Genomic DNA, 23,400 nt, shown 5'->3' with positions numbered 1-23,400 from the left:
CAACGACGCCGGATAGATTGGTGCAAAGCCACCACACATCAACGTCAGCGTTGCAAAAACGGGGGTGACCATAGATTTGCCTTCCGCCGCCGCTTCGGCTATCGCGGCATCGACGAGTTTCCTCGCGCGCGCGAGGACCACGGATCGCTGGCGCGCGATCTCGAGCACCATGCGCTGCTCGATGTTCCGGCGGGTCGATTGCTTGTCGCTCAGGTGACGCCAGCGATCGCGAAGCTCCGCCCAGGTGACGCGCTGAAATTCCGGAATCGCGCGCGGGAGCGTGCCGGCTTCCGCGGGCTCGGGCCGTGCACGCAATGCACAGCGCAGCGCTTCGCGGGCGCGCCACTCATCCGAAAACGGCGCATACACGTCGCGCGTGCGGCCGATCGGATTCGCGCGTTCGATCTCCTTGTCGAGCAGATAGCCGAGCCGCCGCAGCGCGGAGCCATGCGCGAGCATGGCCGGATCGAGCACGCGGATCCGGCGCGACGCATCCGCGACGTGCGCTTTCAGTTCCCACAGCGTCAGGCGAAGGTGCTGCACTTCGAGTATCAGGCGCTGTACGTCGGCGTAGGTGCACTTCGTCCACCATTCGGTGAGGTCGTTCAGCTTCGGGGGATCGAATGGGGGGAGGATCATTTTTACTGCAGCGATACTGTATGGATGTACAGTTTATCGCGCGGTAACATAGCGCCGTCAAGGCGAAAAAATGGGGACGGCCGATGAGCAAAACCGACCGGCGGCAGGGCCGATGCCGGACCGTTCATCGAGCATCCCGCACATTCGCCAGCCTTGTCCGGAACCCGACCGCCTGATCCGGTGCACGCCATCGCGAACGTGGATGGCTGCGCCCGACGTATCGACGCCAACAGAGAACAATGACGACAACCTATCCGCTGCATGACGCATTGACGCACGCCGACACGGCGTTTCCGGCCGAAGCCGACATCGTGATCGCCGGCGCCGGCATCATGGGCTGCGCGGCCGCCTATTACCTCGGCCTGCGCGGCCTGAAGGCCGTCGTGCTCGACAAGTCGCGCATCGCCGGCCAGCAATCGACGCGTGCCTGGGGCTTCGTGCGGCAGCAAGGCCGCGAGTCCGCCGAAGTGCCGCTGATGATGGCCGGCATGCGGATCTGGGAAGGGCTCGAGCAGGCGCTCGGCTTCGATCTCGAATGGCGCCAGGGCGGTTGCCTCTATATGGCGGACAACGAAGACGACTGGACATCGTTCCAGGCATGGCTCGCCGTCGCACGCGAACACGGGCTCGACACGCGCACGCTGACACGCGCGGAAATCGACGCGCGCGTGACCGGCCTGGCGACGCAAGCGCGCACGCTCGGCGGGCTGTATACGGCGACCGACGGGCAGGCCGAGCCGCGCCGCGTGGCCGCCGCATTCGCGGCGCGCGCGACCGAAGCCGGCGCGCGTTTCTTCGAAGGCTGCGGCGTGACGGCGATCGAGACGGCCGGCGGTGCGGTCGTCGGCGTCGTGACAGAGCGCGGCACGATTCGCACCCGGCGCGTGATCTGCGCGGCCGGCGCGACCAGCTTCCGGCTGCTCGACGGCGTCGGCATCCGGCTGCCGCAACAGGCCGTGCGCGGCACCTGCATGCGCACCAACGTGCTGCCCGACGTGTCCGCATCGACGATCTGGGGCCACGGCCTCGGCATTCGGCAACGCAGGAACGGCACGATCAACCTTGCCGACGACATGCAGGTCGACGTCGACCTGACGCTCGGCCATCTGCGCGGCTTGAGCCTGTTCTGGCCGGAGTTCTGGTCGCAGCGCGAGAAGTTCCGGCTGCATCTGAATGCGGCGGCGTGGCGCGATGCCTGCGCGCGCATCGGCGGCGGCGGCGGCCCGATCGAGCCGCGCGATCCGCAGCCGCAGCCGAATCGCGCGCATGCGCCGCGCGCGCTCGCGAAGTTGAAGACGATATTTCCCGCGCTGAAGGACGCGCAGATCGTCGAGGCCTGGGCCGGCCTGATCGACGTGCTGCCCGACGGGATTCCGGTGATCGACGCGCCCGGCACGCCGTCCGGGCTCGCGATCGCGACCGGCTTCTGCGGGCACGGCTTCGCGATGGGGCCGATCGTCGGGCGGCTGCTGGCCGAATGGGTCGATGTGGGCGAGCCGTCGCTCGACCTGTCGGCGTTCCGTGCACGGCGTTTTGCCGACGGGACGATGGTCCGGCCGCGCAGCATGCTGTAGCGGACGCGCCCGCGTGTTCCCGTCGTAGAATCGAGCCCGCAATCTTCAGGAGATTTCCCGTTGGCAACGCCCACCGACAAGCGCCGCTCGCTGCGCTCACGCCTGCGTCGCGCGCGCGACCCATGGCGGGCGCCGCGTGCGCGCACGCTGTTCACGCGTCCGGCGACGTCGCCGCGGCGTACGCTGCTGTTCCGTCTCGGCGCGGTCGTGGTGCTGTGCATGCTCGCGTTTCTCGTGCTGTATCTCGATCGCGACGGCCTGCGCGATTCGACCAAGAGCACGCCGATGAGCGTCGCGGACCTCGTCTACTTCACGATGGTCACGGTCGCGACGGTCGGCTACGGCGACATCGTGCCGGTCACCGCGCGCGCGCGTCTGATCGACGCGTTCTTCATCGTGCCGATCCGCATCGGCATCTGGTTCATCTTTCTGGGCACGGCCTATCAGTTCGTGATCCAGCGCGTCATCGAGGAATTCCGCATGAAACGCCTGCAGAAGCAACTGTCCGATCACATCGTCGTATGTGGCTACGGCCTGTCAGGGTCGATCGCCGTGCGCGAGCTGCTCGAAAGCGGCGTCGATCCGTCGACGATCATCGTGATCGATGCGCAGCAACAGGCGCTCGAGGCCGCGACGTCGCTCGGCGTGACCGGGCTGCTCGGCGATCCCGCGCACGAGGATCTGCTGCAGCAGGCGCAGGTGCGCGCGGCGAAGGCCGTGATCATCTCGGTGACCGACGACCCGACCGCGATCCTGCTGACGCTGTCGGTGCGCAGCATCGCGCCGGAGACGAAGATCGTCGTGCGGATCCAGGAGAACCTGTATCAGCGGCAACTGCGCCAGGCGGGCGCGGACGTCATCGTGTCGTCGACGAAGATCGGTGCGCTGCTGCTCGCGGACGCGGTGCATAGCCGCTACATCGTGCCGTTCGTGAACGACATGCTGTCGACGCGCGGGCGGGCGACGCTGCTGGAGCGCGAGGCATTGCCGCACGAGATCGGCTGCATGACGAACGTCGTGCCGGGCGCGATCGTCGTCGGGCTCGATCGCTGCGGGACGATCCATTCGTTCTACGAGGATCCGCCGTGCCGGATCGAGGCGGGCGATACGCTGGTCGTGATCCAGTCGGCGAGGATTCCGGACCCGGACGTGTGAGAGCCGGTTGGGCAACGCCCGCCATCGCATGCCTTTGGCGCGCCGTGACCGGTGGATCCCCCGCTTGATATGCCACCGCGCGTTATTTAGTATGAAGTAATCGCGTCGTGCGCCGCGCACGAGCGTGATCATCGAGGAGACACATGCATTTCAGGTCGGCGGCTCCCCAGACGATCGTCGTGATCGGTATCGTGATCGCCTGTGCGCTCATGGGTCTGTGCGTGCTGCAATTGTTCCAGAGCCGCAACGACGCGCTCGAGCGGGCGAGCGAAACTTCCCGCAATCTGGGACTGATCGCCGAGCGCGACATCGAACGCAATTTCGAACTCTACGACCTGTCGCTGCAGGCGGTCATCGCCCGGCTTCAACGTCACGACGTGATGACGGCGCCTGCGAGCCTGCGGCGCGCGGTGCTGTTCGATAACGCGATGACGGCACAGTTTCTCGGCTCGATGCTGGTGCTCGACGCCGGCGGCAACATCGTCCTCGATTCGGCCAACGACGTTCCGCGCCACGGCAATTTCGCCGATCGCAAGTACTTCACCGTCCACCGCGACAATCCGGATGTCGGGCTCTATGTCAGCGACCCGTTCATCTCCCGCCTGCGGGGTGGTTCGCCCAGCATCGGGCTCACGCGGCGGATCTCGAACCCCGACGGCTCGTTTGCCGGCATCGTGCTCATCGCGGTCAACCTCGAGTATTTCCATCACCTGTTTGCCGGCCTGTCGCTCGGACAACATGGATCGATCTCGTTGATCGGCAACGACGGCGTGATGGTGATGCGTCAGCCGTACGACGTCCGCACCATCGGTCGCAACATCAGCCAGGCCGCGACGTTCAAGCGGTTCCAGGCCGCGCGTGAGGGCGTGTTCTCCGAAACCTCGGTGCTCGACGGCGTGCGTCGTCTCTACTACTTCAGGCACTTGCCGAAGCTGCCGCTGATCATCATGGTCGCGGAAGCGGAGCAGGATATCTATGCGGCATGGCGGCACCGGGCCGTGACGATCGGCGCGCTGGTGGCGACCTTCGGCGCCGCGTTCATCGCGGTGTCCTTCATGCTCGGCACGCAACTGCGGCACCGGATGCGCGCCGAGTCGGAACTCGTGCTGCTGGCCCGCACCGACGGTCTCACCGGCCTGAACAATCGCCGCAGCTTCGCGGAAGTGCTGGATCGCGAATGGCGTCGCGCGCGGCGGGCACGATCGGTTTTCTCGTTGCTGTTCGTCGATGTCGATCGCTTCAAGGCCTATAACGATACCTACGGCCATCAGGCGGGCGACGACGCGCTGGCCGCGGTCGCACGCTGCATCGGCGACAACATCCGACGGCCGGCCGATACCGCGGCCCGCTACGGCGGAGAGGAATTCGTCGTGCTGCTCCCCGATACGTCCGAGCCGGGCGCTGCCCAGATTGCCGAGCGGATTCGCGCGGCGATCGACGGGCTGCCGCTCGAACACGCCGGCAGCGAACACGGGCACGTCACGGCCAGTATCGGCCTGGCGAGCTGGACGCCCGAGCACGATGCCGAGGCCGACGCCGTGATCAAGGCCGCCGACGAGGCGTTGTATTACGCGAAAGCGACCGGCCGGAACAAGGTCGTCGCCTTTCATCCGCCGGCATGACACGCGTCACGACATGCGGCCGCAAGACTTCGTGACGTACACCAGGCGTTGCCGGCGCCCGTCAAACAAGTTCGCCGCGATGCCGGCCTTCGCGCTACAGTGGGCGTCATTCGCCTTCCGCCGAAGGCCGACCCGAGGTCGAATCATGCAACTTCAAACCGGCAATCTGTTCAGTGTCGAAGGAACGCGCGGCGACGACGAGCGGGTCGATGTGCTCGTCGCCGGCGCGCGCCTGAACGTCGAACGGATCGTGTCGATGGGGCATACGAGCCCCGACGGGTTCTGGTATGACGATTCGCGCGCCGAATGGGTGGTGCTGCTGTCGGGCGCCGCGGTGCTCGAGTTCGAAGCGGACGCGACGCTGCACGACATGCGCCCCGGCGACTACGTGCTGATCGAACCGCATTGCCGGCATCGCATCGCGTGGACGCATCCCGACGAGCCGAGCGTCTGGCTCGCGATTTATCACGACCGTTGAAACGCGCGGGGCGCGTGTTACCCGCGCCCCACGAACGGCATCGTGGTCGCCATGATCGTCATGTTCAGGATGTTCGTGTCCAGCGGCAGGTTCGCCATCTGAACGACCGCATTCGCGACATGCGCGACGTCCATCCGCGCCTCGGGCGCCATGCGTCCATCGGCCTGCGGCACGCCTTCCGTCATGCGATCCGTCAGCGACGTCGCCGCGTTGCCGATGTCGATCTGACCGCACGCGATGTTGTATGCACGGCCGTCGAGCGCGAGCGACTTGGTGATGCCGGTCACCGCATGCTTGGTGGCCGTGTACGCGATCGTGTTCGGGCGCGGCGTATAGGCGGAGATCGAGCCGTTGTTGATGATCCGGCCGCCCTGCGGCGTTTGCGCCTTCATCACGCGCCACGCGGCGCGCGCGCACAGAAAGACGCCCGTCAGGTTCGTCGCGACGACGTCGTTCCATACGCCGAAATCGTATTCGTCGAGCGGGACGGCCGGTGCATTGCGGCCGGCATTGTTGAAGAGGACGTCCAGCCGCCCGAATTGCTGCGCGATTTGCGCGAACGCGTGTTCGACCGATGCTTCGTCGGTGACGTCGGCCGGAAAAACATGCGCGTCGGCGTGGGCGGCGACAATCGCTTCTTTCGTCTCACGCAGCGGGGCTTCCTTGCGTCCGATCAGAGCGACGGTATATCCGGCGTTCGCGAGTGCGATTGCCGCGGCGCGACCGATGCCGGATCCGGCGCCCGTGACGGCGGCGATCTTCTTCGAGACAGACATGGCTTGATTCCCTGCGGATTGGGTGAGGAAAGCGGCGGCGGGCGCGCGATGCGCTCGCGGTGCGCCGCTCGAAGCGACATGCTACCGCGCACGCCGGATTTCGCGACGCGCGCGCCTATTTCCTGCGCGCAGGCGCGGCCTTCCGTCCGCGCGTTCCGGCTTCCGCGAACAGGCTGACCACGACTTCCCGCAGCCAGCGGTTGCCTTCGTCCTGATTCACGCGCGCATGCCACAGCATATGAATCGGCGCGCCCGGCAGCGTGACCGGCAACGCGCGCCAGCCCAGCGAAAACGGCGCCGCGAGCTGCAGCGCAAGATGTTCCGGCACGGTCGCGATCAGGTCGGTGCGCTGCAGGATGTAGCCGACGCTCATGAAATGCGGCACCGTCAGCCGCACACGGCGTTTCACGCGGCGCCGCTTCAGCCATTCGTCCACCTGCCCGTGACCGGTGCCGGCCGACACCACGACCAGATGCTCGGCGTCGCGCCACGCGTCGACCGTCAGCGGCGCGTCTTCGAGCGGATGTCCGCGCCGGAACAGGCACACGTAGCGCTGATCGAACAGCCGGCGCTGATAGAACCCGCCCTGAAGTTGCGGCAACAGCCCGATCGCGAGATCGACGCGGCCGTCGGCCATCTCGTCGCTGAGGTTGACGCTCGTGTTGCGCACCGTATTGAGCGCGATGCCCGGCGCCGCGCGCGACAGGTGTTCGAGCAGCGCGGGCAGGAACACGACCTCGCCGATATCGGTCATCCCGATCGTCATCGTGCGCGACGCGCGGAGCGGATCGAAGCCGGTCTCGGGGTTGAGCGCGGCATGCAGCGTCGACAGCGCGTGCGCGACCGGTTCGGCCAGGCGCAGCGCGAACGGTGTCGGGACCACGCCGCCCGGGCCGCGCACGAACAGCGGATCGCCGAGCCGGCGGCGCAGCTTCGCGAGCGCGTTGCTGACGCCCGGCTGGCTCATGTTCATCTGCTCGGCGACGCTCGACACGCGCCGCTCCTGCATCAGCCGCTGAAACAGCAGTAACAGATTGAGGTCGATCTCGCTCAGTTCCATGGTTCGGCGTGGCCTCCGGTCATTCCGTTCAGTGATGAAGCAGATTCCCTGCATTTTATTGTGGGATGACGAGGCGCTGCTGAAAATACCGATACGGCGCCGGCATTCGACAGGCGCGCCGGGCAGGTCACGCATGCCGGGGCTTCGCCCCCTCATGACTTGAATATCGGAGACACGTTCATCATGCAGACGAAACTGAGGATCGCGATCGTCGGCGCCGGAATCGGTGGCCTGACGCTGGCGCTTGCATTGCGCGAACAGGGCATCGACGCGCAGCTATACGAGCAGACCGATGTGTTGCGCGAGGTGGGAGCGGCTGTCGCGCTGTCAGCCAACGCGACGCGTTTCTACGAACGGATGGGATTGCGCCCGGCTTTCGACGCGGTGTGCGCGGAGATCCCGGGCCTCGTCTATCGCGACGGACGCAGCGGCGCAGTGATCGGCCATCATCGCGGCGAGCCCGACTATCGCCGGCAATTCGGCGGCTCGTACTGGGGCGTGCACCGCGCGGACCTGCAGGCGATCCTGTCGAAGGCGGTCGGGATCGAGCAGATTCACCTCGGCCATCGGCTCGTCGATCTCGCGCAGCATCCGGACCACGTCACGCTGACCTTCGCCAACGGCGAACGTGTCGACGCCGATCTCGCCATCGGCGCGGACGGCGCGCGTTCGATCACGCGGCGCTGGATGCTCGGCTACGACGACGTGCTGTATTCGGGTTGCTCGGGCTTTCGCGGCGTGGTGCCGGCCGAGCGGATGGACCTGCTGCCCGATCCCGAAACCATTCAGTTCTGGGTCGGGCCGCACGGTCATCTACTGCACTACCCGATCGGTGACAACGGCGACCAGAACTTCCTGCTGGTCGAGCGTCATCCGTCGCCGTGGCCGTCGCGCGACTGGGTCATGCCGGCGCAGGAGGGCGAGCAACTGCGACTGTTCGGGGACTGGCATCCGGCGGTGGTGCAGATGATCACCGCGGTGCCGATCAGCCAGCGCTGGGGGCTGTTCCACCGGCCGCCGCTCGGCTGCTGGAGCCGCGGGCGCGTGACGCTGATCGGCGACGCCGCGCATGCGCTGGTGCCGCATCACGGGCAGGGCGCGAATCAGTCGATCGAGGACGCGATGGTGCTGGCCGCGCAATTGGCGAAGGCGGGGCCCGGCAACTGGCGCGAGGCGCAGGCGGCTTACGAGCGGCTGCGGCGCGGCCGCACGCGCAAGGTGCAGTACGCATCGATTTCCGCGGCCGACGTGTTGCATCTGCCCGACGGGCCGGCCGCGCAGGCACGCAATGCGCGGCTCGGCGAGCGCGACAGCGTGCTGCATCACCTGGACTGGATTCACGATTTCGACGCCCTCGCCGACGAGCCGAACGAGCGGCAGGGCGGGACGTGGCTTTGACCTGACAGGCGCGGCGCAAGCGGCGGCAGCGCGCCGGGCGACCGGTGCGGCGGTGACGCGGTCGTCCGGCGGGAATGCGGCTCGGCCGCGTTGCCGTCACGCGTGGTCGGCCACCTGTTCCCGCGGCCACGGCTTGCGCGCGCACGTTGGTGACATGACGCGCAAGTTGCCGCCGCGCCCGCACGGCGTTCGACCGTTTTCCGGAATCCCGCGACGCTGATCCGGCATCCGCCGATTATTACCCGAATGGTGATTCTGTATCGATTTAGTGTATCGATACAGAAGATGATATAGTGCGGCCACGCCATGCGAGCGATTCCTCCGGAAGATAGAGGGCCGCATCGCGAGGCTCTCCGAAACCGCCTTGTTCACCGGATTCCTCACGGACGATTTCCATGCGCATACCCGGCCTTTCCGCGCTTGTCGCGCTCTTCCTCATCGCGACGGACCCCGCATCGGCGGCCGTGCAGGCGGCGGATCGTGTCGCCGCGGGCAAGGCGCTGGCCGTCGCGGCGGACTGCGTCGCGTGCCATACGGCGCCGGGCGGGCAGCCGTTCGCGGGTGGCCTCGCGATGCCGTTGCCGATGGGCGACATCTACTCGACCAACATCACGCCGGACAAGCAAACCGGGATCGGCAACTACTCGGCGCAGGATTTCGCGAACGTGCTGCGCAAGGGGATTCGGCGCGACGGCGGCAACCTGTATCCGGCGATGCCGTATCCGTCGTACACGAAGTTCAGCGACGACGACATCGCGAACCTGTACGCGTATTTCATGCACGGCGTCGCACCGGTGCACCAGCCGAACCGCCGGCCGGATTTCCCGTGGCCGCTGACCCTGCGCTGGCCGCTGAAGATCTGGAACGCGTTGTATCTGCGCGAAGGCGCGTATGTGCCGAAGCCCAGGCGGGATGCCGAGTGGAATCGCGGCGCCTACCTGGTGCAGGGCGCCGCGCACTGCGGCACCTGTCATACGCCGCGCGGCATCGGGATGCAGGAGCTGGCCTACGACGAAACCGGCGTCGGCTATCTCGCCGGCGCGCCGCTCGCGGGCTGGCAGGCGTTCAACATCACGCGCGACCGCGACGCGGGCATCGGCACGTGGACGACCGCGCAGATCGTCCAGTACCTGCGCACCGGCAACGTGCCGGGCAGGGCGCAGGCGGCCGGCCCGATGGCGGAAGCGGTCGAACACAGCTTCAGCCGCATGAGCGACCGCGATCTGAACGCAATCGCCGCATATCTAGCGACCGTGCCGGCGGCGAAGGGCGCCGACACCGCACCGCGTTCCGCGCAGGGGCGCAAGACCGACGACTACGTCGCGGTACGCGCCGCGGCCGCAACCGCGACGGGAGGCTCGGCGCCGGCCGGCGCGTCGCTCTACCTCGATCATTGCGCGAGCTGTCACGGGATGACGGGCGCCGGCACCGCGGACGGATTCTTCCCGTCGCTGTTCGCCAACAGCGCGGTCGGCACCGCCACCGCGTCGAACCTGCTGCAGGTGGTCATGCACGGCGCGAGCGTGAACAACGGCGCCACGCACTATTTCATGCCGGCGTTCCAGACCGAACTCAAGGATGACGAAGTGGTGACCCTGGTGAACTACCTGAGCGACCGGTTCGGCAATGGCCGGACTCGCGTGAGCGCGGCGGATGTCGCGAAGATCCGCACCGCCCCCGCTCACTGACAGGAGATGCATGCGATGAACGAATTCGACGTGACCGACGACCCGGACGCGCAGCGTCGCCGCTTCGTGAAGCTGTCGGCCGGCGCGGCGCTCGCCGCCGCACTGCCTGCCGGCGTGCTGATCGCACGTGCGGCGGCTGCGCCGGAGGCCGTGCCGCTGAGGGATTTTGCCGGTGTGGCGGCCTATTTGACGTGCCGCTCGACGCTTCCGTCACGCTATGTGCAATCCGTCTACGACGGTCTCGTCGCTCAGGACAGCGAATTTCCGGCGCGACTGCGCGCGCTCGCCGTCGCGATCGACATGGGCACGCAGCCGCTCGACGCTTTCATACGCACGCTCGGCGTCGCGGCCCCCGAACTGCGCATCGCCGCGCTGGCCATCATCGAGGCCTTCTACACGGGCAGCATCGGCCATGGCGGGCAGGCGCGCATGGTCGGCTACGAAACCGCGCTGATGTTCGAGCCGACCGCCGACGTCACGGTCATTCCGACCTACATCCGCGCGCGCCCCGAATACTGGACCGCGCGCCCGACCGCCGACGCCGGCTGACCGGCCTTTCGAACGAGGATCGAAATCATGAGCAGTACCTATGACGCGGACGTCATCGTCATCGGCGCCGGCATCCTGGGCGGCGCCATCGCGCAGTCGCTGACGCAACAACGCAAGTCCGTCATCGTGCTCGAGGCGGGGCCGGAGGTGAAGCGGGCAGCGCTGGTGCGCGCGTTCCGCGACTACGGCAACAAGTCGGACTACAACGGCCCGTATCCGGATCTGCCGTGGGCGCCGAAATCGTCCACCGGACGCTATTCCGACCGCTACATCGACAGCGTCGGCCCGGTGCTGCAGAAGCCGTCGTTCCTGCGGCTCGTCGGCGGCACGACGTGGCACTGGGGAGGGGCGACGTGGCGCATGCTGCCGAACGATTTCCGGCTGCGCAGCCTGTACGGCCAGGGGCGCGACTGGCCGATCGGTTACGACGAACTCGAACCGTGGTATCAGCTCGCCGAAGAGCAGATCGGCGTATCGGGCTCGGATACCGACGATCAGAGCGGCCAGGGTGGCGCGCCGTTCCCGCCGCGCTCGAAGCCGTATCCGATGCGGCAGCAGCCGTGGTCGTACCTGACGCAGCAGGTCGCGGACAAGGTCGCGACGATCGGTCATCGTTTCGTCGACGAGCCCAACGCGCGCGCGACGCGGCCCTACGAGGGCCGACCGACCTGCGCCGGCAACAACAACTGCGCGCCGATCTGCCCGATCGGTGCGCAATTTTCAGGCGACCGCCCGGTGCTGCGCGCCGTCGCGCAAGGCGCGCGGCTGCTGACGAACGCGGTCGTCTACAAGATCGAGCGCGGCGAGAATCGCAAGATCGCCGCGATCCATTACATGACGCCGGACGGCAAAAGCACGCGCCTGACCGCGCGGACCTTCGTGCTCGCGGCGCATGGCGTGGAGATTCCGAAGCTGCTGCTGATGTCGGGTGTCGCGAATTCGTCGGATCAGGTCGGCCGCAACATGATGGGACACACCGGCCGCGCGATCGCGATGCTCGCGCGCGAGCCGGTGTGGGCGGGACGCGGCCCGACGCAGCAGGGCAGCATCAACACGCGGCGCGACGGCGCGTTTCGTCGCGAACACGGCGCGATCCGGCATTTCCTCGACAACACGGTGCCCAACGAGGTCGTCACGCGGCGGCTGATCGCGCAAGGTGTCGTCGGCGACGCGCTCGATGCGCGGATCCGCCACGACGCGGCGCGCTATCTGAAGATCGCCAGCTACGTCGAGATCCTGCCCGACCCGCGCAACCGCGTGACGCTCAGCGATCGCAAGGATGCGCTCGGGCTGCCGACGCCGCGCACCGATTACGACGTGTACGACTACGCGTTGCGCGCGGCATCGCAAGTGCTCGACGACTATCGCGATTTCCAGCGGGTGTTCGGTGCGACCGAGGTCGTCAACGACATCCATGCGTGGGTGCCGAGTTCGCACATCATGGGCACGACGATCATGGGCAGCGATCCGGCCGATTCCGTCGTCGACCGCGATTGCCGTACGTACGATCACCCGAACCTGTTCATCGCGAGCACGGCCGTGCATCCGAGTTCGTCGGTGGTCAATCCGACGCTGACCGGATATGCGCTGGCGCTGCGGATGGCAAGGACGATCGCCGCGGAAGTCTGACGCGAGCAAGGCGGCCGGCGGCGCGCGCATACCGCCCGCCATGGTGGGGCCGCGCTCAGGCCCGCATCATTTCACGCATTCCAGTGCGTACTTCAACCCCTGTCCGAGCAGCCCGCGCCACACGTCCCACGTGTGCCCGCCGTCGACGACGCGCAGTTCCGCCGGGTTCTGCGCGCGGCGCAGTTGCGTGTACAGCACGCTCGATTCGGCCTGGATCGTCAGGTCGTCGTCGCCCACCGCGATGAACATCGGCACGCGCCAGTTGCGCGCGAAATAGCCGCGCAGCAGCGCCGGGTAGTTCAGCTCGTGCCACACGCGCGGGTCGAACTGCCGGTCGCCGAACACGCCGACATAACGCGCGGCGGAATTGAGCGGCGGCTCGTTCGCGTAGATCGCGGGGCTCAGCAGCATCGCGCCGCAGAACAGGCCCGGCTCGAGCAGCGAGAAACGCAGTGCGCCGAAGCCGCCCATCGACACGCCCCCGATCGCGCGGCCCGCGCGCTGGTTCGACACCGCGAAGTGCGCCTCGACTTCGGGCAGCAGGTCGTTGAGGAACGCGCTCTGCATCTTCTCCTTGCGGTCGACGTACCAGTCGGTGCCGCCTTGCGGCATCACGATCACGACCGGCGGGATCTCGCGGCGCTCGATCAGCGTGTCGGCGGTGGCTTGCAGCCGGCCCTGCGTGATCCAGTCGTTTGCGTTGCCGGCGTTGCCGTGCAGCAGGTACAGCACCGGATAGCGCGCGCCTTCCGGGTTGTAGCCGGGCGGCAGGTAGACCGTGTAAGACCAGTCGCGCTTCAGCGACGCCGACCGGAACGCGCGCAGCACGACGCTGCTGCCCGGATTGACCGGCGGTTCCTGGGCGGCCGGCGCGATCGTTGCGGGCGGGACGGTCGCGGCCGCGGACGACGCCGTTGAAACCGCGGGCCCGCCCGTCGTGGCGTGGGCGGTGGCGATGGCGCCGGCGATCAGGGCGGCGGCGAACGGAAGGGCGAGTCGGCGCATGGTGAATCGTTTCAGGAGAGGCGCCCGCTATCGTAGCAGCGACGCATGACGGCGCGGCGCATCATCACCGCGAACGGAACGGGAACGGCAGCCGCGACACGAGCGGCGCATAGAGTTTCGCGACGAGGTACAGCAAGCCCATCGCGACGGCGTCGGCGGTCAGGCCGAGCGGCACGTTCAGATAGCCTTCGGTCGCCTGGTAAAGCAGCGAGTCGACCGCGAGCGAGATGCCGGTGCCGGCGACGAAGCACAGCAGCCCCTGGCGGCCGATCGTGCCGATCCAGGGCATCGCGTGCGCGACCTTCTTCATCCATCCGAGGTGCACGAGCTTGGCCGCGAGCCACGCGATCGCGAGGAAGTTCGCGAGCCGCAGCGCGCCGAGATTTTGCTTGATCGACGGATCGGTCGGGAACGGCTCGATGCGCAGCCGGTAATACGCGCCGGCCGCGACGATCGCGAGCGACACGGCCGTCAGCAGCCAGCCCTGCGGTTTCGGCGCGAGCGTCTGGTAGACGGGCTGGCAGCGCGCGATCACGCCGAGCACGAACAGGAACTGCCACGCGAACGGATTGAAGTCCCACGGCGCGCCTTCGACCGTCGGCAAGAAGCGCGCGATGTGCGGCGCCGCGTACCAGAGCGAGCCGCTGAACGCGAGCATCAACCACGGCTGCGTGCGCGCGAGCGGCAGCGCGAGCGGCACCAGCAGCGCGAAGAACGCATACATCGGCAGCACCGACGCGAGATACGGCTGGCGGCGGAACAGCAGGATGTCGCGCAGCGCGGCGAGCGGCTTGTGGAGCAGGCCGTCGAGATCGTTGGTCGGCATGTTCGGGCCGTCGATCGAGAATGCGTTCAGCACGGCGGTGATGAGCAGCATCAGGCCGGCCGTCACGAGGAAAGCACGGTAGATCTCGAAGGCACGGCGGATGAAACGCTGGCGCGCGGCCGCCTCGTCGTGGCGCTCGGCGAGCGAGTTGTATGCGATGGCGGTCGCGAAACCGCCGAGGAATACGAACACCTCGGCCGCGTCGCACAGCGCGTACGCATGCAGCGTCACGCGCGACAGGATGCTGCCGCCGATGTGGTCGACGACGATCACCAGCAGCACGAGGCCGCGGAAGAAATCGAGCTCGGCGTAGCGGCCGGCCCGGGCGGCGGCGGTCATCGGGCCGCCTCCGGGCGCGCGCCGCGTGCGCGGCCGGCACCTGCCGCGCATGAATCGGGGTGAAGCATGACTTCGTGAAGAAATGAAGAACGGATGCGCATTGTGCCACCGATGTGGCGCCGTCCGGGTTTACGCGGATGGCAGGCCGGCCAGCCGTTGCCGGCAAGCCTGATCGGGCCATGATGAGAACAGGGCAGTTGGACGAGCGCAACGCTTTGCGTGCCGGTCCCACGCCCCGATGGACGGGCGATTTGCGACGTGACACCATTTTGTCCGCGCGGCCGCACACCGCGTCGTCCGCCCTGCGGGCCACCTCGATAAAACAGATCAAACAAATCGCCGGGCACATGGCCTGCCCGGCCCCGGCTCCGGAGATCCGTCATGAAGAAGCACGTCATTTTTGCCGCCGCGCTGGCCGCTTTCGCCGCGCCGGCCTTCGCGCAGGACAGCGTGACGCTGTACGGCCTGATCGACGAGGGCTTCAACTACACGAACAACGTGAACGTAAACGGGGTCGGAAAAACGAATTACCAGCTCGCGAGCGGCTACGCGCAGGGCAGCCGCTGGGGCCTGAAGGGCAGCGAGGATCTGGGCGGCGGGCTGAAGGCGATCTTCACGCTGGAAAACGGCTTCGACGTGAACAACGGCCGGCTCAACCAGGGCGGCCGGATGTTCGGCCGTCAGGCGTTCGTCGGGCTGAGCGCGTCGCGTTTCGGCACGTTGACCTTCGGCCGCCAGTACGATTCCGTCGTCGACTATCTCGCGCCGCTGACCGCAAACGGCAACTGGGGCGGCACGCTGTTCTCGCATCCGTTCGACAACGACAACACGGACAATTCGTTCCGCGTCAACAACACGGTCAAGTACGCGAGCCCCGACTGGAACGGGCTGTCGTTCGGCGGCACCTACAGCTTCAGCAACAGCACGGGCTTCTCGACCAACCGCCAGTACAGCATCGGCGCGCAGTATTCGCTGGCCGGCCTGCAGGTCGCGGCTGCATACCTGCAGGCGAACAGCCCGGGCGTCGGCAACGCGGGCGCGATCGCGGCCGACGATGCGAACTTCGTCGCCGACCGCCTGCGCATCTTCGGCGGCGGCGTCAACTACACGTTCGGCCCGGCGACGGTCGGCTTCGTCTATACGAAGACCGACGTGAAGAATCCGGTGTCGACCGTTTACCTGCCGGCGTCGACGTTCTCGGGCCTCGGGCTGAGCGCGACCAAGTTCCAGAACTTCGAGATCAACGGCAAGTACCAGCTCACGTCCGATTTCTATCTCGGCGCGCAGTACGTGTACACGGACGGCAAATTCGACGCCGCGGCCGGTTCGTTCAAGCCGAAGTACCACACCGTCGGGCTGATGGCCGATTACAGCCTGTCCAAGCGCACCGACGTCTACCTGCAGGGCGCATGGCAGAAGGTCGCCGGCGACAAGACCGGCACCGCGGCCGACGGCGGCTACGTGGTCGGGACGGACGGCCCGTCGTCGTCGGCCAACCAGTTCGCGGTGCGCGCCGCGATTCGCCACAAGTTCTGATGTCGACCTGCCGGCGCCCGGGGCGAATTGCCCCGGCGCCGGCTTTCGTCACGCGGGCCGCCGCGCGTCGTCGAGCGTTTGCGCGAGCCAGTCGACGAAGATCCGCACGCGCGGCGCCAGATGCCGGCCGTTCGGAAACACGACCGACACCGGCAGCGGCGCGGCATGCCACTCCGGCAGCACCTCGACCAGCGAGCCGTCCTCGAGCAGCGGCGCGAGCCCGTCGCGCGGCGCCTGGATCAGCCCGAGGCCCGCGATGCAGCACGCGAGATACGCCTGCGAGCTGTTCACCGCGACCACGCTGCGCATCTTCACCGTCTGCAGCGCGCCCGAATCCATGTCCGCATATTCCCAGTCCAGCTCGCGGCCCGTGCGGCTCGAGAAATAGCCGACCGCGACGTGGTCGGGCAGATCGTCCGGCGAGCGCGGCGTGCCGTATCGCGCGAGATACGCGGGCGACGCGCAGTTGATCTGCGCCATCTCGCCGACGCGGCGCGCGACCAGCGACGTGTCGGACAGCACGCCGACCCGCACCGCGCAGTCGATGCCGTCGGCGACGAGATCGACGAAGCGGTCGGTCGTGCTCAGCACGACGCGCAGGTCGGGATAGCGCGCGTGGAAATCCGGCAGCGCCGGAATCACCTTGTTCAACGCGAAGCGTTCGGGCAGGTCGACGCGGATCACGCCGCGCGGCGCGGCGCCGGCGTCGTCGAACAGCGTCTCGGCATCGTCCAGATCGGCCAGCAGCCGCGTGCAGCGCTCGTAGTAGGTGGCGCCCTCGGCGGTGAGCGCGACGCGCCGGGTGGTTCGCTGCAGCAGGCGCACCCTCAGGTGTTTTTCCAGATACTGGACGGCATTGCTGACCGTCGGGCGCGGCAATTGCAGCTGCTCGGCCGCTTTCGTGAAGCTGCCGAGGTGGGCGACGCGCGCAAAGATGCGCATTGCATGCAGATGGTCCATGCGGAGCGGGAGCGTGGGCGAATTGGGACAGGCTCCATTGTTAATCAGCGTCGAATGAATTGGTTGGGCGTTTCGCGTTTATCGCGCGCCGCGATGCGTCCAGAATCCGGTTCATTCACTCACCACCGCAAGGAAACGGACATGGACAAGCGTCAACTGGGCCGCACGGGCCCGCAGGTGTCGGCGATCGGGCTCGGCTGCATGGGGATGTCGGATCTCTACGGGCCGGCGGATCGCGACGAAAGCATCGCGACGCTGCACGCGGCGCTCGACAACGGGATCACGCTGCTGGACACGGGCGACTTCTACGGGATGGGCGACAACGAGATGCTGATCCGCGACGCGCTGCGCGGCCGCGCGCGCGACCAGGTGCTGATCAGCGTGAAATTCGGCGCGCTGCGCGACCCGGCCGGCGCGTTCGTCGGCTACGACGCACGGCCGCAGGCGATCCGCAATTTCGTCGCGTATTCGCTGAAGCGGCTCGGCACCGACCACATCGACATCTACCGGCCGGCGCGCGTCGATCCGACGGTGCCGATCGAGGAGACGGTCGGCGCGATCGCCGATCTCGTGAAGGCCGGTCATGTGCGCCATATCGGCCTGTCGGAGGTGGGTGCCGACACGATTCGCCGCGCGGCGGCCGTCGCGCCGATCGCCGACCTGCAGATCGAATACTCGCTGCTGTCGCGCGGGATCGAGGCGGACATCCTGCCCGTGTGCCGCGAACTCGGGATCGGCGTGACCGCCTACGGCGTGCTGTCGCGCGGGTTGCTCGGCGGCGGCTGGAGCGCGGCGCGGCAGGGCGAGCGCGACTTCCGCGCGGCCAGCCCGCGCTTTCAGGGCGAGAACCTCGCGCACAATCTCGCGCTGGTCGACGCGCTGCGCGCGATCGCCGACGAGAAGGGCAGCAACCCGGCGCAGATCGCGATCGCATGGGCGCTGTCGCGCGGCGACGACATCGTGCCGCTGATCGGCGCGCGCAAGCGCACGCAACTCCAGGACGCATTGCAGGCGTCTAAGTTGCAACTAACGGTCGATGATCTGGCGCGTATCGAAACGGCGGTTCCCGCCGGGGCGGCTGCCGGCGAGCGTTATCCGGCCCCTCAGATGGCGCACCTCGACAGCGAGCAGGGCCGGGGGCCGGCACACGGCGCCTGAACGGCCGGCATGGCGGGATGACGAGGCAACGAGGCCGGCCGGGCGGGCCCGAGCCAGCCTCAGGCAAAGCCAGATGGCCGGCGGCGTGACGGTGGTTCATCATCGCGCCGTCTTCAACCGGACGGAACGCCCTCCATGCAAACCCAGATGCTGACGATCATCGTGCTGGTCTTTCTGCTCGCCGGCGCGGTCAAGGGCATGATCGGCCTCGGGCTACCGACGATCGCGATGGGGCTCTTGACGCTCGCGATGCCGCCGTCGGCCGCCGCGAGCCTGCTGCTCGTGCCGTCGTTCATCACCAATGTTTGGCAGCTGTGGCTCGGCCCTTCGTTCGGGCCGTTGCTGCGGCGTCTGTGGCCGCTGCTCGCCGGGCTGACGATCGGCACGCTGACGGGCGGGCTGCCCACGCTTGCCGCCGGCAGCGCGTGGACCCACGCGGCACTCGGCGTCGTGCTGGCCGCATACGGCTGCTGGGGGCTCGCCGCCGCGCGATTGCCCGCGCCGAGCCGATACGAGAAGTGGCTGTCGGCCGCGGTCGGCTATCTGACGGGCGTCGTGACGGCCGCGACCGGCGTGTTCGTCGTGCCGGCGGTGCCGTACCTGCAGGCGCTGCGCCTGTCGAAGGACGACCTGATCCAGGCGCTCGGGCTGTCGTTTACCGCGTCGACGATCGCGCTCGGGCTGCAGTTGCGCGTGACGGGCGCGCTGCAGACGATCGATCTCGGCGTATCGGCGCTGGCACTCGTGCCGGCACTCGCGGGGATGATCGGCGGGCAATATGCGCGGCGCGTGATGAGCGAGAAGGCGTTCAAGCGCTGCTTCTTCGTCGGGATGATCGCGCTCGGCGCCTACATGGCCGCTTCGGCGTGGCTGTGAACGGGCATCGCCGCCACGCGCACCGCGCGCCCGGCGCGAATGCCCCGAAGCCGGTTTCGAGAGCCGGCTTCGGGGACGCTCACGGAGCGGCGGCCATGCCGCTCAGGCCGGGTCGGCGTACTTCAGCGTCCACCCGAACGTGCGGGTGACGCCCGCGCCGAGCGCGAACGGAGTGGTCTTGCACGCGAAGTTCGAATGCAACTGGCCGATCGGCGTCGTCGACAGCGGGTTCGTCGCGCCGTTGACCGTGTCGAAGGCGGACAGCGCGCAGGTGTCGAACCCGGACGCCGCATAGCCGGTCGCGGTGCTGTTCGCGTATGTCACCGACGTGCCGTCGCCGTTTGCTTGCGTGGACGCGAAGTCCGCGAACGACGCGAAGTCCGTCTCGACCGACAGGTTGCCGGCGAGCGTGCCCGAGGCAAGCGTGTCGCTGCGCGAGATCGTGCCGTGCGCGAACGTCAGCACGGTATGCACCTGCAGGTCGAGATCCGTCGTGTACGCCGCATTCTTCGACGCGAGACGGAACTTCGCCGTGTCGAACGACACGACCACCTGTCCGTTGGCCTGCTGCACGTCGAGGTTCTTGTAGTACGTGACGGGAACGTAGGTCTTCCCGTTGTACGACACCTGCGGCACCAGCAGCGCGTAGCCCAGATCGGTCGTCCCGTAGATCAGCTTGTCGGAGAACGGCACCGGGTAGTACGGCGTGAACGAGTTGTAGTCGGGCGCCTGGCTGAGATTCAGGTTGATCGCGCGGCGGCCGTCGCGCACGGTGAGCAGCGCCGCGTTGTACGGATGCGCGGTATCGCCGGGCTGGTTGTACCAGGTGAGCGTGTAGCGCGGCAGCGCGTCGAGCCACGCATCGTAGGCCGCATCGTCCATCGGCGCCTTGCCGCCGAAGCCGAGCTTGTTCCACCACGCGTTCACGTACAGGTACTGATGCAGCAGGCTGAAATTCTCGCCCATCACGCGCGGCTTGCCGCGATAGGCGTCCGTGCCGCGACCCTTGACCCACATGTTCACCGACGGCGTCGGCAGCTGTAACGTCGCGACCAATTTGACACCGTTTAGCGACCAATTTGACACGTAGCGCAACGCCGCTTTCTCCGTTTCGTGGCCGAATTGACACGACACACGTCCGTCAAAATTGCAGCCCTCGACGATATAACCGCTCTCCGTTCCGATGATCTGTTGTAGAAATCGCTCATCGAGTCGAAGTCAATCATCTGACAATACAATCCGTGCTCTAGAATTTCTCGTTCACGTTCCAGATCGTGCCGATCCGAAGAACCAATGAAAGAACGAGACTACAGCTACTATCAGGGTGGCAAGACGGGCTACATGAACCAGGTACTTGCATACTTGGGCGAGAACTCGCCACCGCACGTGAAGATTCTGGACATTCCAGCGGGCTCGGGCGTCTTCGCGCGTTCCCTCGAACAATTGGGACATAAGGTGGTGAAAGCGGACATCCACGGAAAGGCGGGATTCGTCCACGCGAACATGGAATTTCCGCTGCCGTGGTCCAACGGTGAATTCGACGTCGTGACGTGCTTGGAAGGCATCGAGCACCTGGTTAACCCAATGGGTCTAATACAGGAACTAGTTCGGGTAACCGCGCCGCACGGCCGAATCATCATCTCGACCCCCAACATCGCGAACCTTCATTCGCGGCTCCAGTTTTTCTTTACTGGCACCTTCTTTCAGTTCGACGCACGCGGAATGCGGCAAACCAACGGTGCGTTGATCGATCGTGGCCACATCAGTCCATACACGCCGCTTCATCTGATCTACCTGATTGGCTCAATGGGCTGCAAGCTCACCGAGGTTCGCATCGATCGAGCAAAGCGAAAGGCTCTTATACCGCTTTATCTCGCGATGAAGCCATTCTTGTACCTCTGGACGCGGAAAATCGCCAAGGAAACACCCCCGGGAACGTATCCCGGGGTCGATTCATTGCACGGGCTATTGACTGGTTACAAGCTCATGTTTGGCCGCTCGCAAATTCTCATATTCGAGAAGGCTCAAACGTCGTAAGTGCCGCCGGCGGTCAGAACAAGCCACCGGTTTCCGTACCTAGCTCCCAGTTCGTGATCACCAATTCGCGGCTCGCTGACGGGCCGCCGGTTACATTGCTCACGCTGTACTTGATCGACAAGCCGAGCATCGCGAAGCCGTCAAACACTCGCCGGATGTCGGGGTGATCGTTGATGCTGACCATTACCTTCCCCTTGCTGTCGCGCATCATAGCCGCCATCCGCTCATATTCTTCGAACGGAAACGGAACTCCATAGCCCTCGGTCTGCCAGTACGGTGGATCGCAATAGAAAAACGTGTGCGGTCGGTCGTATCGCGCCATGCATTCATACCAACGCAGATTCTCGACATACGCGCCTGCCAGACGAAGATGCGCGGCTGATAGGCTTTCCTCAATTCGCAACAGGTTCACCGAAGGCGCGGTCGTAGCGGTGCCGAACGTCTGACCGTCGATCTTGCCTCCAAACGCGTGCTGTTGCAGATAGTAGAAACGGGCTGCGCGTTGAATGTCCGTGAGCGTTTCGGGGGCCGCGAGCTGATGCCATTTGAAGACCTCCCGACTCGAAATCGCATACTTGAACTGCCTCACGAATTCTTCGAGATGGTGCTGCACGACGCGGTACAAGTTCACCAATTCACCATTGATGTCATTCAATACCTCGACGGGAGCCGGCATCGGCCGCAAGAAGTACAGCGCAGCTCCGCCGCAAAACACCTCGACATAGCATTCGTGCTGCGGAAACAACGGGATAAGTTGGTCGGCAAGACGGCGCTTGCCACCAAGCCACGGAATGATTGGTTGTGCCATTACCTTCGCGAATTTGATAGAATTCGCCCGCCTCCCGGGAGGTGGCAGGGCCTTGGCTTCTCACTGTTCCGTTCAGTGAGCGGTGTCCGACGTGGGTGCTCCAACACACACGCCGGTCGCCTTGTCTTTTGCCGCAGATGCTCGTCGAACACCGTGTGATGCACACGTGAAATTACGCGTTCGGCATCTCCGGCCATTTCACGTCCAGCGGGAAGCCCTTTTGATCCGGGATACCGCGCAGCGCATTTCTGTACTTTCGCAGGGCGAGTTCGAGATCCGCGTTCCCCGCATCCGTCGCAATCTCGACAAGCCGGTCAGCTTGAATAAGCAAGTCATCACGCTTCTTCCGGACACTCTCGGTCGCATCGATCACCGCATACTCCGCGCTGTATTCAGGCCACCAGTCCAACAAGTCCTCCGGAGTCGGGCAATCGATGTCTTTGGATTCCCAAATCGGCACCCATGCCGTCTTCGTTTGCTTGAGTGTCTGCTCGTCGACCGGATGTGCCACCCAATAGTCCCGCCCGCGAACGAGCTGCGGATATTTCTTTGCCAGAATGAACGCCGCTTGCTCGACATCAATGATGTTCGTTTCTCCCATTATTGGTTCCTCAGCACGATACCGTAGACGGTGATTGCATTGGCCGTACCATTACCCGGTCCAGCCAGACCACAAACGACCCACGGCGCTGGCAACGGCCCGTTGACGGTCGAGATAGCGCCGAAGTTGTTGACGCCCGAATCCCACTGGACGCGAGCGCCAGCGTTCGCCTTGGTGCCGAGTTGTCGCCCCATCCAATTCGACAAGTAATCGTTTCCCCACACGGCGCCCCATACGTTGCCGTCGGTAAGGACTGACGCTTCCCCCACGTGAGCGGTGTAGTTTTGCCACGTCTCGCCGCCGTCCGATACCTGCCACGGAATAGCGTTGTAAGCGCTGTTGATGATGTCCAGGCCGCCACCGATGCGTGCACGCAAGTAGACGTTCGAGTCCTGCGAATACAGGTTCTGAAGCTGGATGTCTGCCTGCCAGCCGTCGCGCGAGATAATCAGTCGGCCCGACATGTTAGGCGTACCGCGCGACACGTAGGTGTTGGATAGATATGTGCTCAACCATCCGCTCCATACGGGTCCATACACGTTGCCGTCAGTTGCGAACGTGGCGTTGTTGCCACCGCCCACCGTCGTCCCGCCTACGGTCAAATTGCTACGGGTCGCGACCTGGCCACCGTCATACACCCACATGTTCACGGCAGTGTTCTCGCCGTTCACGACACCGACGAACTT

The 23,400-nt window shown here is 66.2% G+C and carries 19 protein-coding genes and 3 pseudogenes; 12 read left to right on the top strand and 10 right to left on the bottom strand.

Annotation, left to right across the window (positions count from 1 at the left end):
• Nucleotides 1–69: 69 nt before the first annotated feature.
• A pseudogene (locus WS46_RS13985) lies at nt 70–639 on the bottom strand (hypothetical protein); the annotation flags it as partial.
• 239 nt (nt 640–878) lie between these two features.
• Between WS46_RS13985 and WS46_RS13980 the strand changes: the two are divergent.
• The 4 genes from WS46_RS13980 to WS46_RS13965 all read left to right on the top strand — a co-directional run bounded on the left by WS46_RS13980 (nt 879) and on the right by WS46_RS13965 (nt 5,468).
• Nucleotides 879–2,213 (top strand): FAD-binding oxidoreductase, encoded by a 1,335-nt coding sequence (locus WS46_RS13980; RefSeq protein WP_059690870.1) that lies wholly within the window; start codon nt 879–881, stop codon nt 2,211–2,213.
• Between the two features lie 60 nt (nt 2,214–2,273).
• Complete coding sequence (locus tag WS46_RS13975; RefSeq protein ID WP_059690869.1) at nt 2,274–3,368, top strand: TrkA family potassium uptake protein; 1,095 nt, start codon at nt 2,274–2,276, stop codon at nt 3,366–3,368.
• Between the two features lie 143 nt (nt 3,369–3,511).
• Nucleotides 3,512–4,990 (top strand): sensor domain-containing diguanylate cyclase, encoded by a 1,479-nt coding sequence (locus WS46_RS13970; RefSeq protein WP_059690868.1) that lies wholly within the window; start codon nt 3,512–3,514, stop codon nt 4,988–4,990.
• A gap of 145 nt (nt 4,991–5,135) precedes the next feature.
• Nucleotides 5,136–5,468 carry a cupin domain-containing protein gene (locus tag WS46_RS13965; RefSeq protein WP_059690867.1) on the top strand — a complete coding sequence of 111 codons (333 nt, stop codon included), beginning with the start codon at nt 5,136–5,138 and terminating at the stop codon, nt 5,466–5,468.
• 17 nt (nt 5,469–5,485) lie between these two features.
• On the opposite strand, the gene WS46_RS13960 is transcribed toward WS46_RS13965, so the two are convergent.
• Together WS46_RS13960 and WS46_RS13955 are read right to left on the bottom strand one after the other, a co-directional pair.
• Nucleotides 5,486–6,244, bottom strand: coding sequence for an SDR family oxidoreductase (locus WS46_RS13960; RefSeq protein ID WP_059690866.1), 759 nt, complete (start codon nt 6,242–6,244; stop codon nt 5,486–5,488).
• A gap of 115 nt (nt 6,245–6,359) precedes the next feature.
• Nucleotides 6,360–7,304 carry a LysR family transcriptional regulator gene (locus WS46_RS13955; RefSeq protein WP_059533971.1) on the bottom strand — a complete coding sequence of 315 codons (945 nt, stop codon included), beginning with the start codon at nt 7,302–7,304 and terminating at the stop codon, nt 6,360–6,362.
• A gap of 183 nt (nt 7,305–7,487) precedes the next feature.
• On the opposite strand from WS46_RS13955, the gene WS46_RS13950 reads away from it, so the two are divergent.
• The 4 genes from WS46_RS13950 to WS46_RS13935 all read left to right on the top strand — a co-directional run bounded on the left by WS46_RS13950 (nt 7,488) and on the right by WS46_RS13935 (nt 12,568).
• Nucleotides 7,488–8,702, top strand: a complete 1,215-nt coding sequence (locus WS46_RS13950; protein ID WP_059690872.1) for an FAD-dependent monooxygenase — start codon at nt 7,488–7,490, stop codon at nt 8,700–8,702.
• Nucleotides 8,703–9,097: 395 nt separating this feature from the next.
• Nucleotides 9,098–10,390: a c-type cytochrome gene (locus WS46_RS13945; RefSeq protein ID WP_059690865.1), complete on the top strand. Its 1,293-nt coding sequence runs from the start codon at nt 9,098–9,100 to the stop codon at nt 10,388–10,390.
• A 15-nt stretch (nt 10,391–10,405) separates the two neighbouring features.
• Nucleotides 10,406–10,939, top strand: a complete 534-nt coding sequence (locus tag WS46_RS13940) for a sugar dehydrogenase complex small subunit (protein WP_059690871.1) — start codon at nt 10,406–10,408, stop codon at nt 10,937–10,939.
• 27 nt (nt 10,940–10,966) lie between these two features.
• Nucleotides 10,967–12,568 carry a GMC family oxidoreductase gene (locus tag WS46_RS13935; protein ID WP_059690864.1) on the top strand — a complete coding sequence of 534 codons (1,602 nt, stop codon included), beginning with the start codon at nt 10,967–10,969 and terminating at the stop codon, nt 12,566–12,568.
• Nucleotides 12,569–12,634: 66 nt separating this feature from the next.
• Here the strand turns inward: WS46_RS13935 and WS46_RS13930 are convergent, their stop codons facing one another.
• Nucleotides 12,635–13,573: an esterase family protein gene (locus WS46_RS13930; protein WP_059690863.1), complete on the bottom strand. Its 939-nt coding sequence runs from the start codon at nt 13,571–13,573 to the stop codon at nt 12,635–12,637.
• A 64-nt stretch (nt 13,574–13,637) separates the two neighbouring features.
• On the bottom strand, nt 13,638–14,738 hold the full coding sequence (locus WS46_RS13925; protein ID WP_059534019.1) for an OpgC domain-containing protein: 1,101 nt from the start codon (nt 14,736–14,738) through the stop codon (nt 13,638–13,640).
• Between the two features lie 381 nt (nt 14,739–15,119).
• Between WS46_RS13925 and WS46_RS13920 the strand changes: the two genes are divergently transcribed.
• Nucleotides 15,120–16,274 (top strand): porin, encoded by a 1,155-nt coding sequence (locus WS46_RS13920; RefSeq protein ID WP_059690862.1) that lies wholly within the window; start codon nt 15,120–15,122, stop codon nt 16,272–16,274.
• A gap of 48 nt (nt 16,275–16,322) precedes the next feature.
• Here the strand turns inward: WS46_RS13920 and WS46_RS13915 are convergent, their stop codons facing one another.
• A complete protein-coding gene (locus WS46_RS13915; protein WP_059690861.1) occupies nt 16,323–17,234 on the bottom strand; it encodes a LysR family transcriptional regulator in 912 nt (303 codons plus the stop codon).
• Between the two features lie 141 nt (nt 17,235–17,375).
• Here WS46_RS13915 and WS46_RS13910 point away from each other — a divergent pair, with 141 nt between their 5' ends.
• Both WS46_RS13910 and WS46_RS13905 read left to right on the top strand, forming a co-directional pair.
• On the top strand, nt 17,376–18,392 hold the full coding sequence (locus tag WS46_RS13910; RefSeq protein WP_059690860.1) for an aldo/keto reductase: 1,017 nt from the start codon (nt 17,376–17,378) through the stop codon (nt 18,390–18,392).
• 135 nt (nt 18,393–18,527) lie between these two features.
• Nucleotides 18,528–19,268, top strand: a complete 741-nt coding sequence (locus tag WS46_RS13905) for a sulfite exporter TauE/SafE family protein (RefSeq protein WP_059690859.1) — start codon at nt 18,528–18,530, stop codon at nt 19,266–19,268.
• 102 nt (nt 19,269–19,370) lie between these two features.
• Here the strand turns inward: WS46_RS13905 and WS46_RS13900 are convergent.
• Nucleotides 19,371–20,306, bottom strand: a pseudogene (locus WS46_RS13900) (hypothetical protein); the annotation flags it as partial.
• 255 nt (nt 20,307–20,561) lie between these two features.
• Between WS46_RS13900 and WS46_RS13895 the strand changes: the two are divergent.
• Nucleotides 20,562–21,305 (top strand): bifunctional 2-polyprenyl-6-hydroxyphenol methylase/3-demethylubiquinol 3-O-methyltransferase UbiG, encoded by a 744-nt coding sequence (locus WS46_RS13895; RefSeq protein ID WP_059526359.1) that lies wholly within the window; start codon nt 20,562–20,564, stop codon nt 21,303–21,305.
• A 13-nt stretch (nt 21,306–21,318) separates the two neighbouring features.
• Here WS46_RS13895 and WS46_RS13890 read toward each other — a convergent pair whose 3' ends face one another.
• The 3 genes and pseudogenes from WS46_RS13890 to WS46_RS36035 all read right to left on the bottom strand — a co-directional run.
• A complete protein-coding gene (locus WS46_RS13890) occupies nt 21,319–22,113 on the bottom strand; it encodes a DNA adenine methylase (protein ID WP_059526362.1) in 795 nt (264 codons plus the stop codon).
• A gap of 172 nt (nt 22,114–22,285) precedes the next feature.
• Nucleotides 22,286–22,714, bottom strand: coding sequence for a phage tail assembly chaperone (locus tag WS46_RS13885; RefSeq protein ID WP_059526365.1), 429 nt, complete (start codon nt 22,712–22,714; stop codon nt 22,286–22,288).
• Nucleotides 22,714–23,400 (bottom strand): annotated as a pseudogene (locus WS46_RS36035) (hypothetical protein); the annotation flags it as partial. The pseudogene WS46_RS36035 and the gene WS46_RS13885, both read right to left, overlap by 1 nt.

It is taken from the genome of Burkholderia sp. RF4-BP95 (assembly GCF_001521985.1).
Taxonomy (GTDB): domain Bacteria; phylum Pseudomonadota; class Gammaproteobacteria; order Burkholderiales; family Burkholderiaceae; genus Burkholderia; species Burkholderia diffusa.
This window is presented reverse-complemented; position numbering and strand designations above follow the sequence as displayed.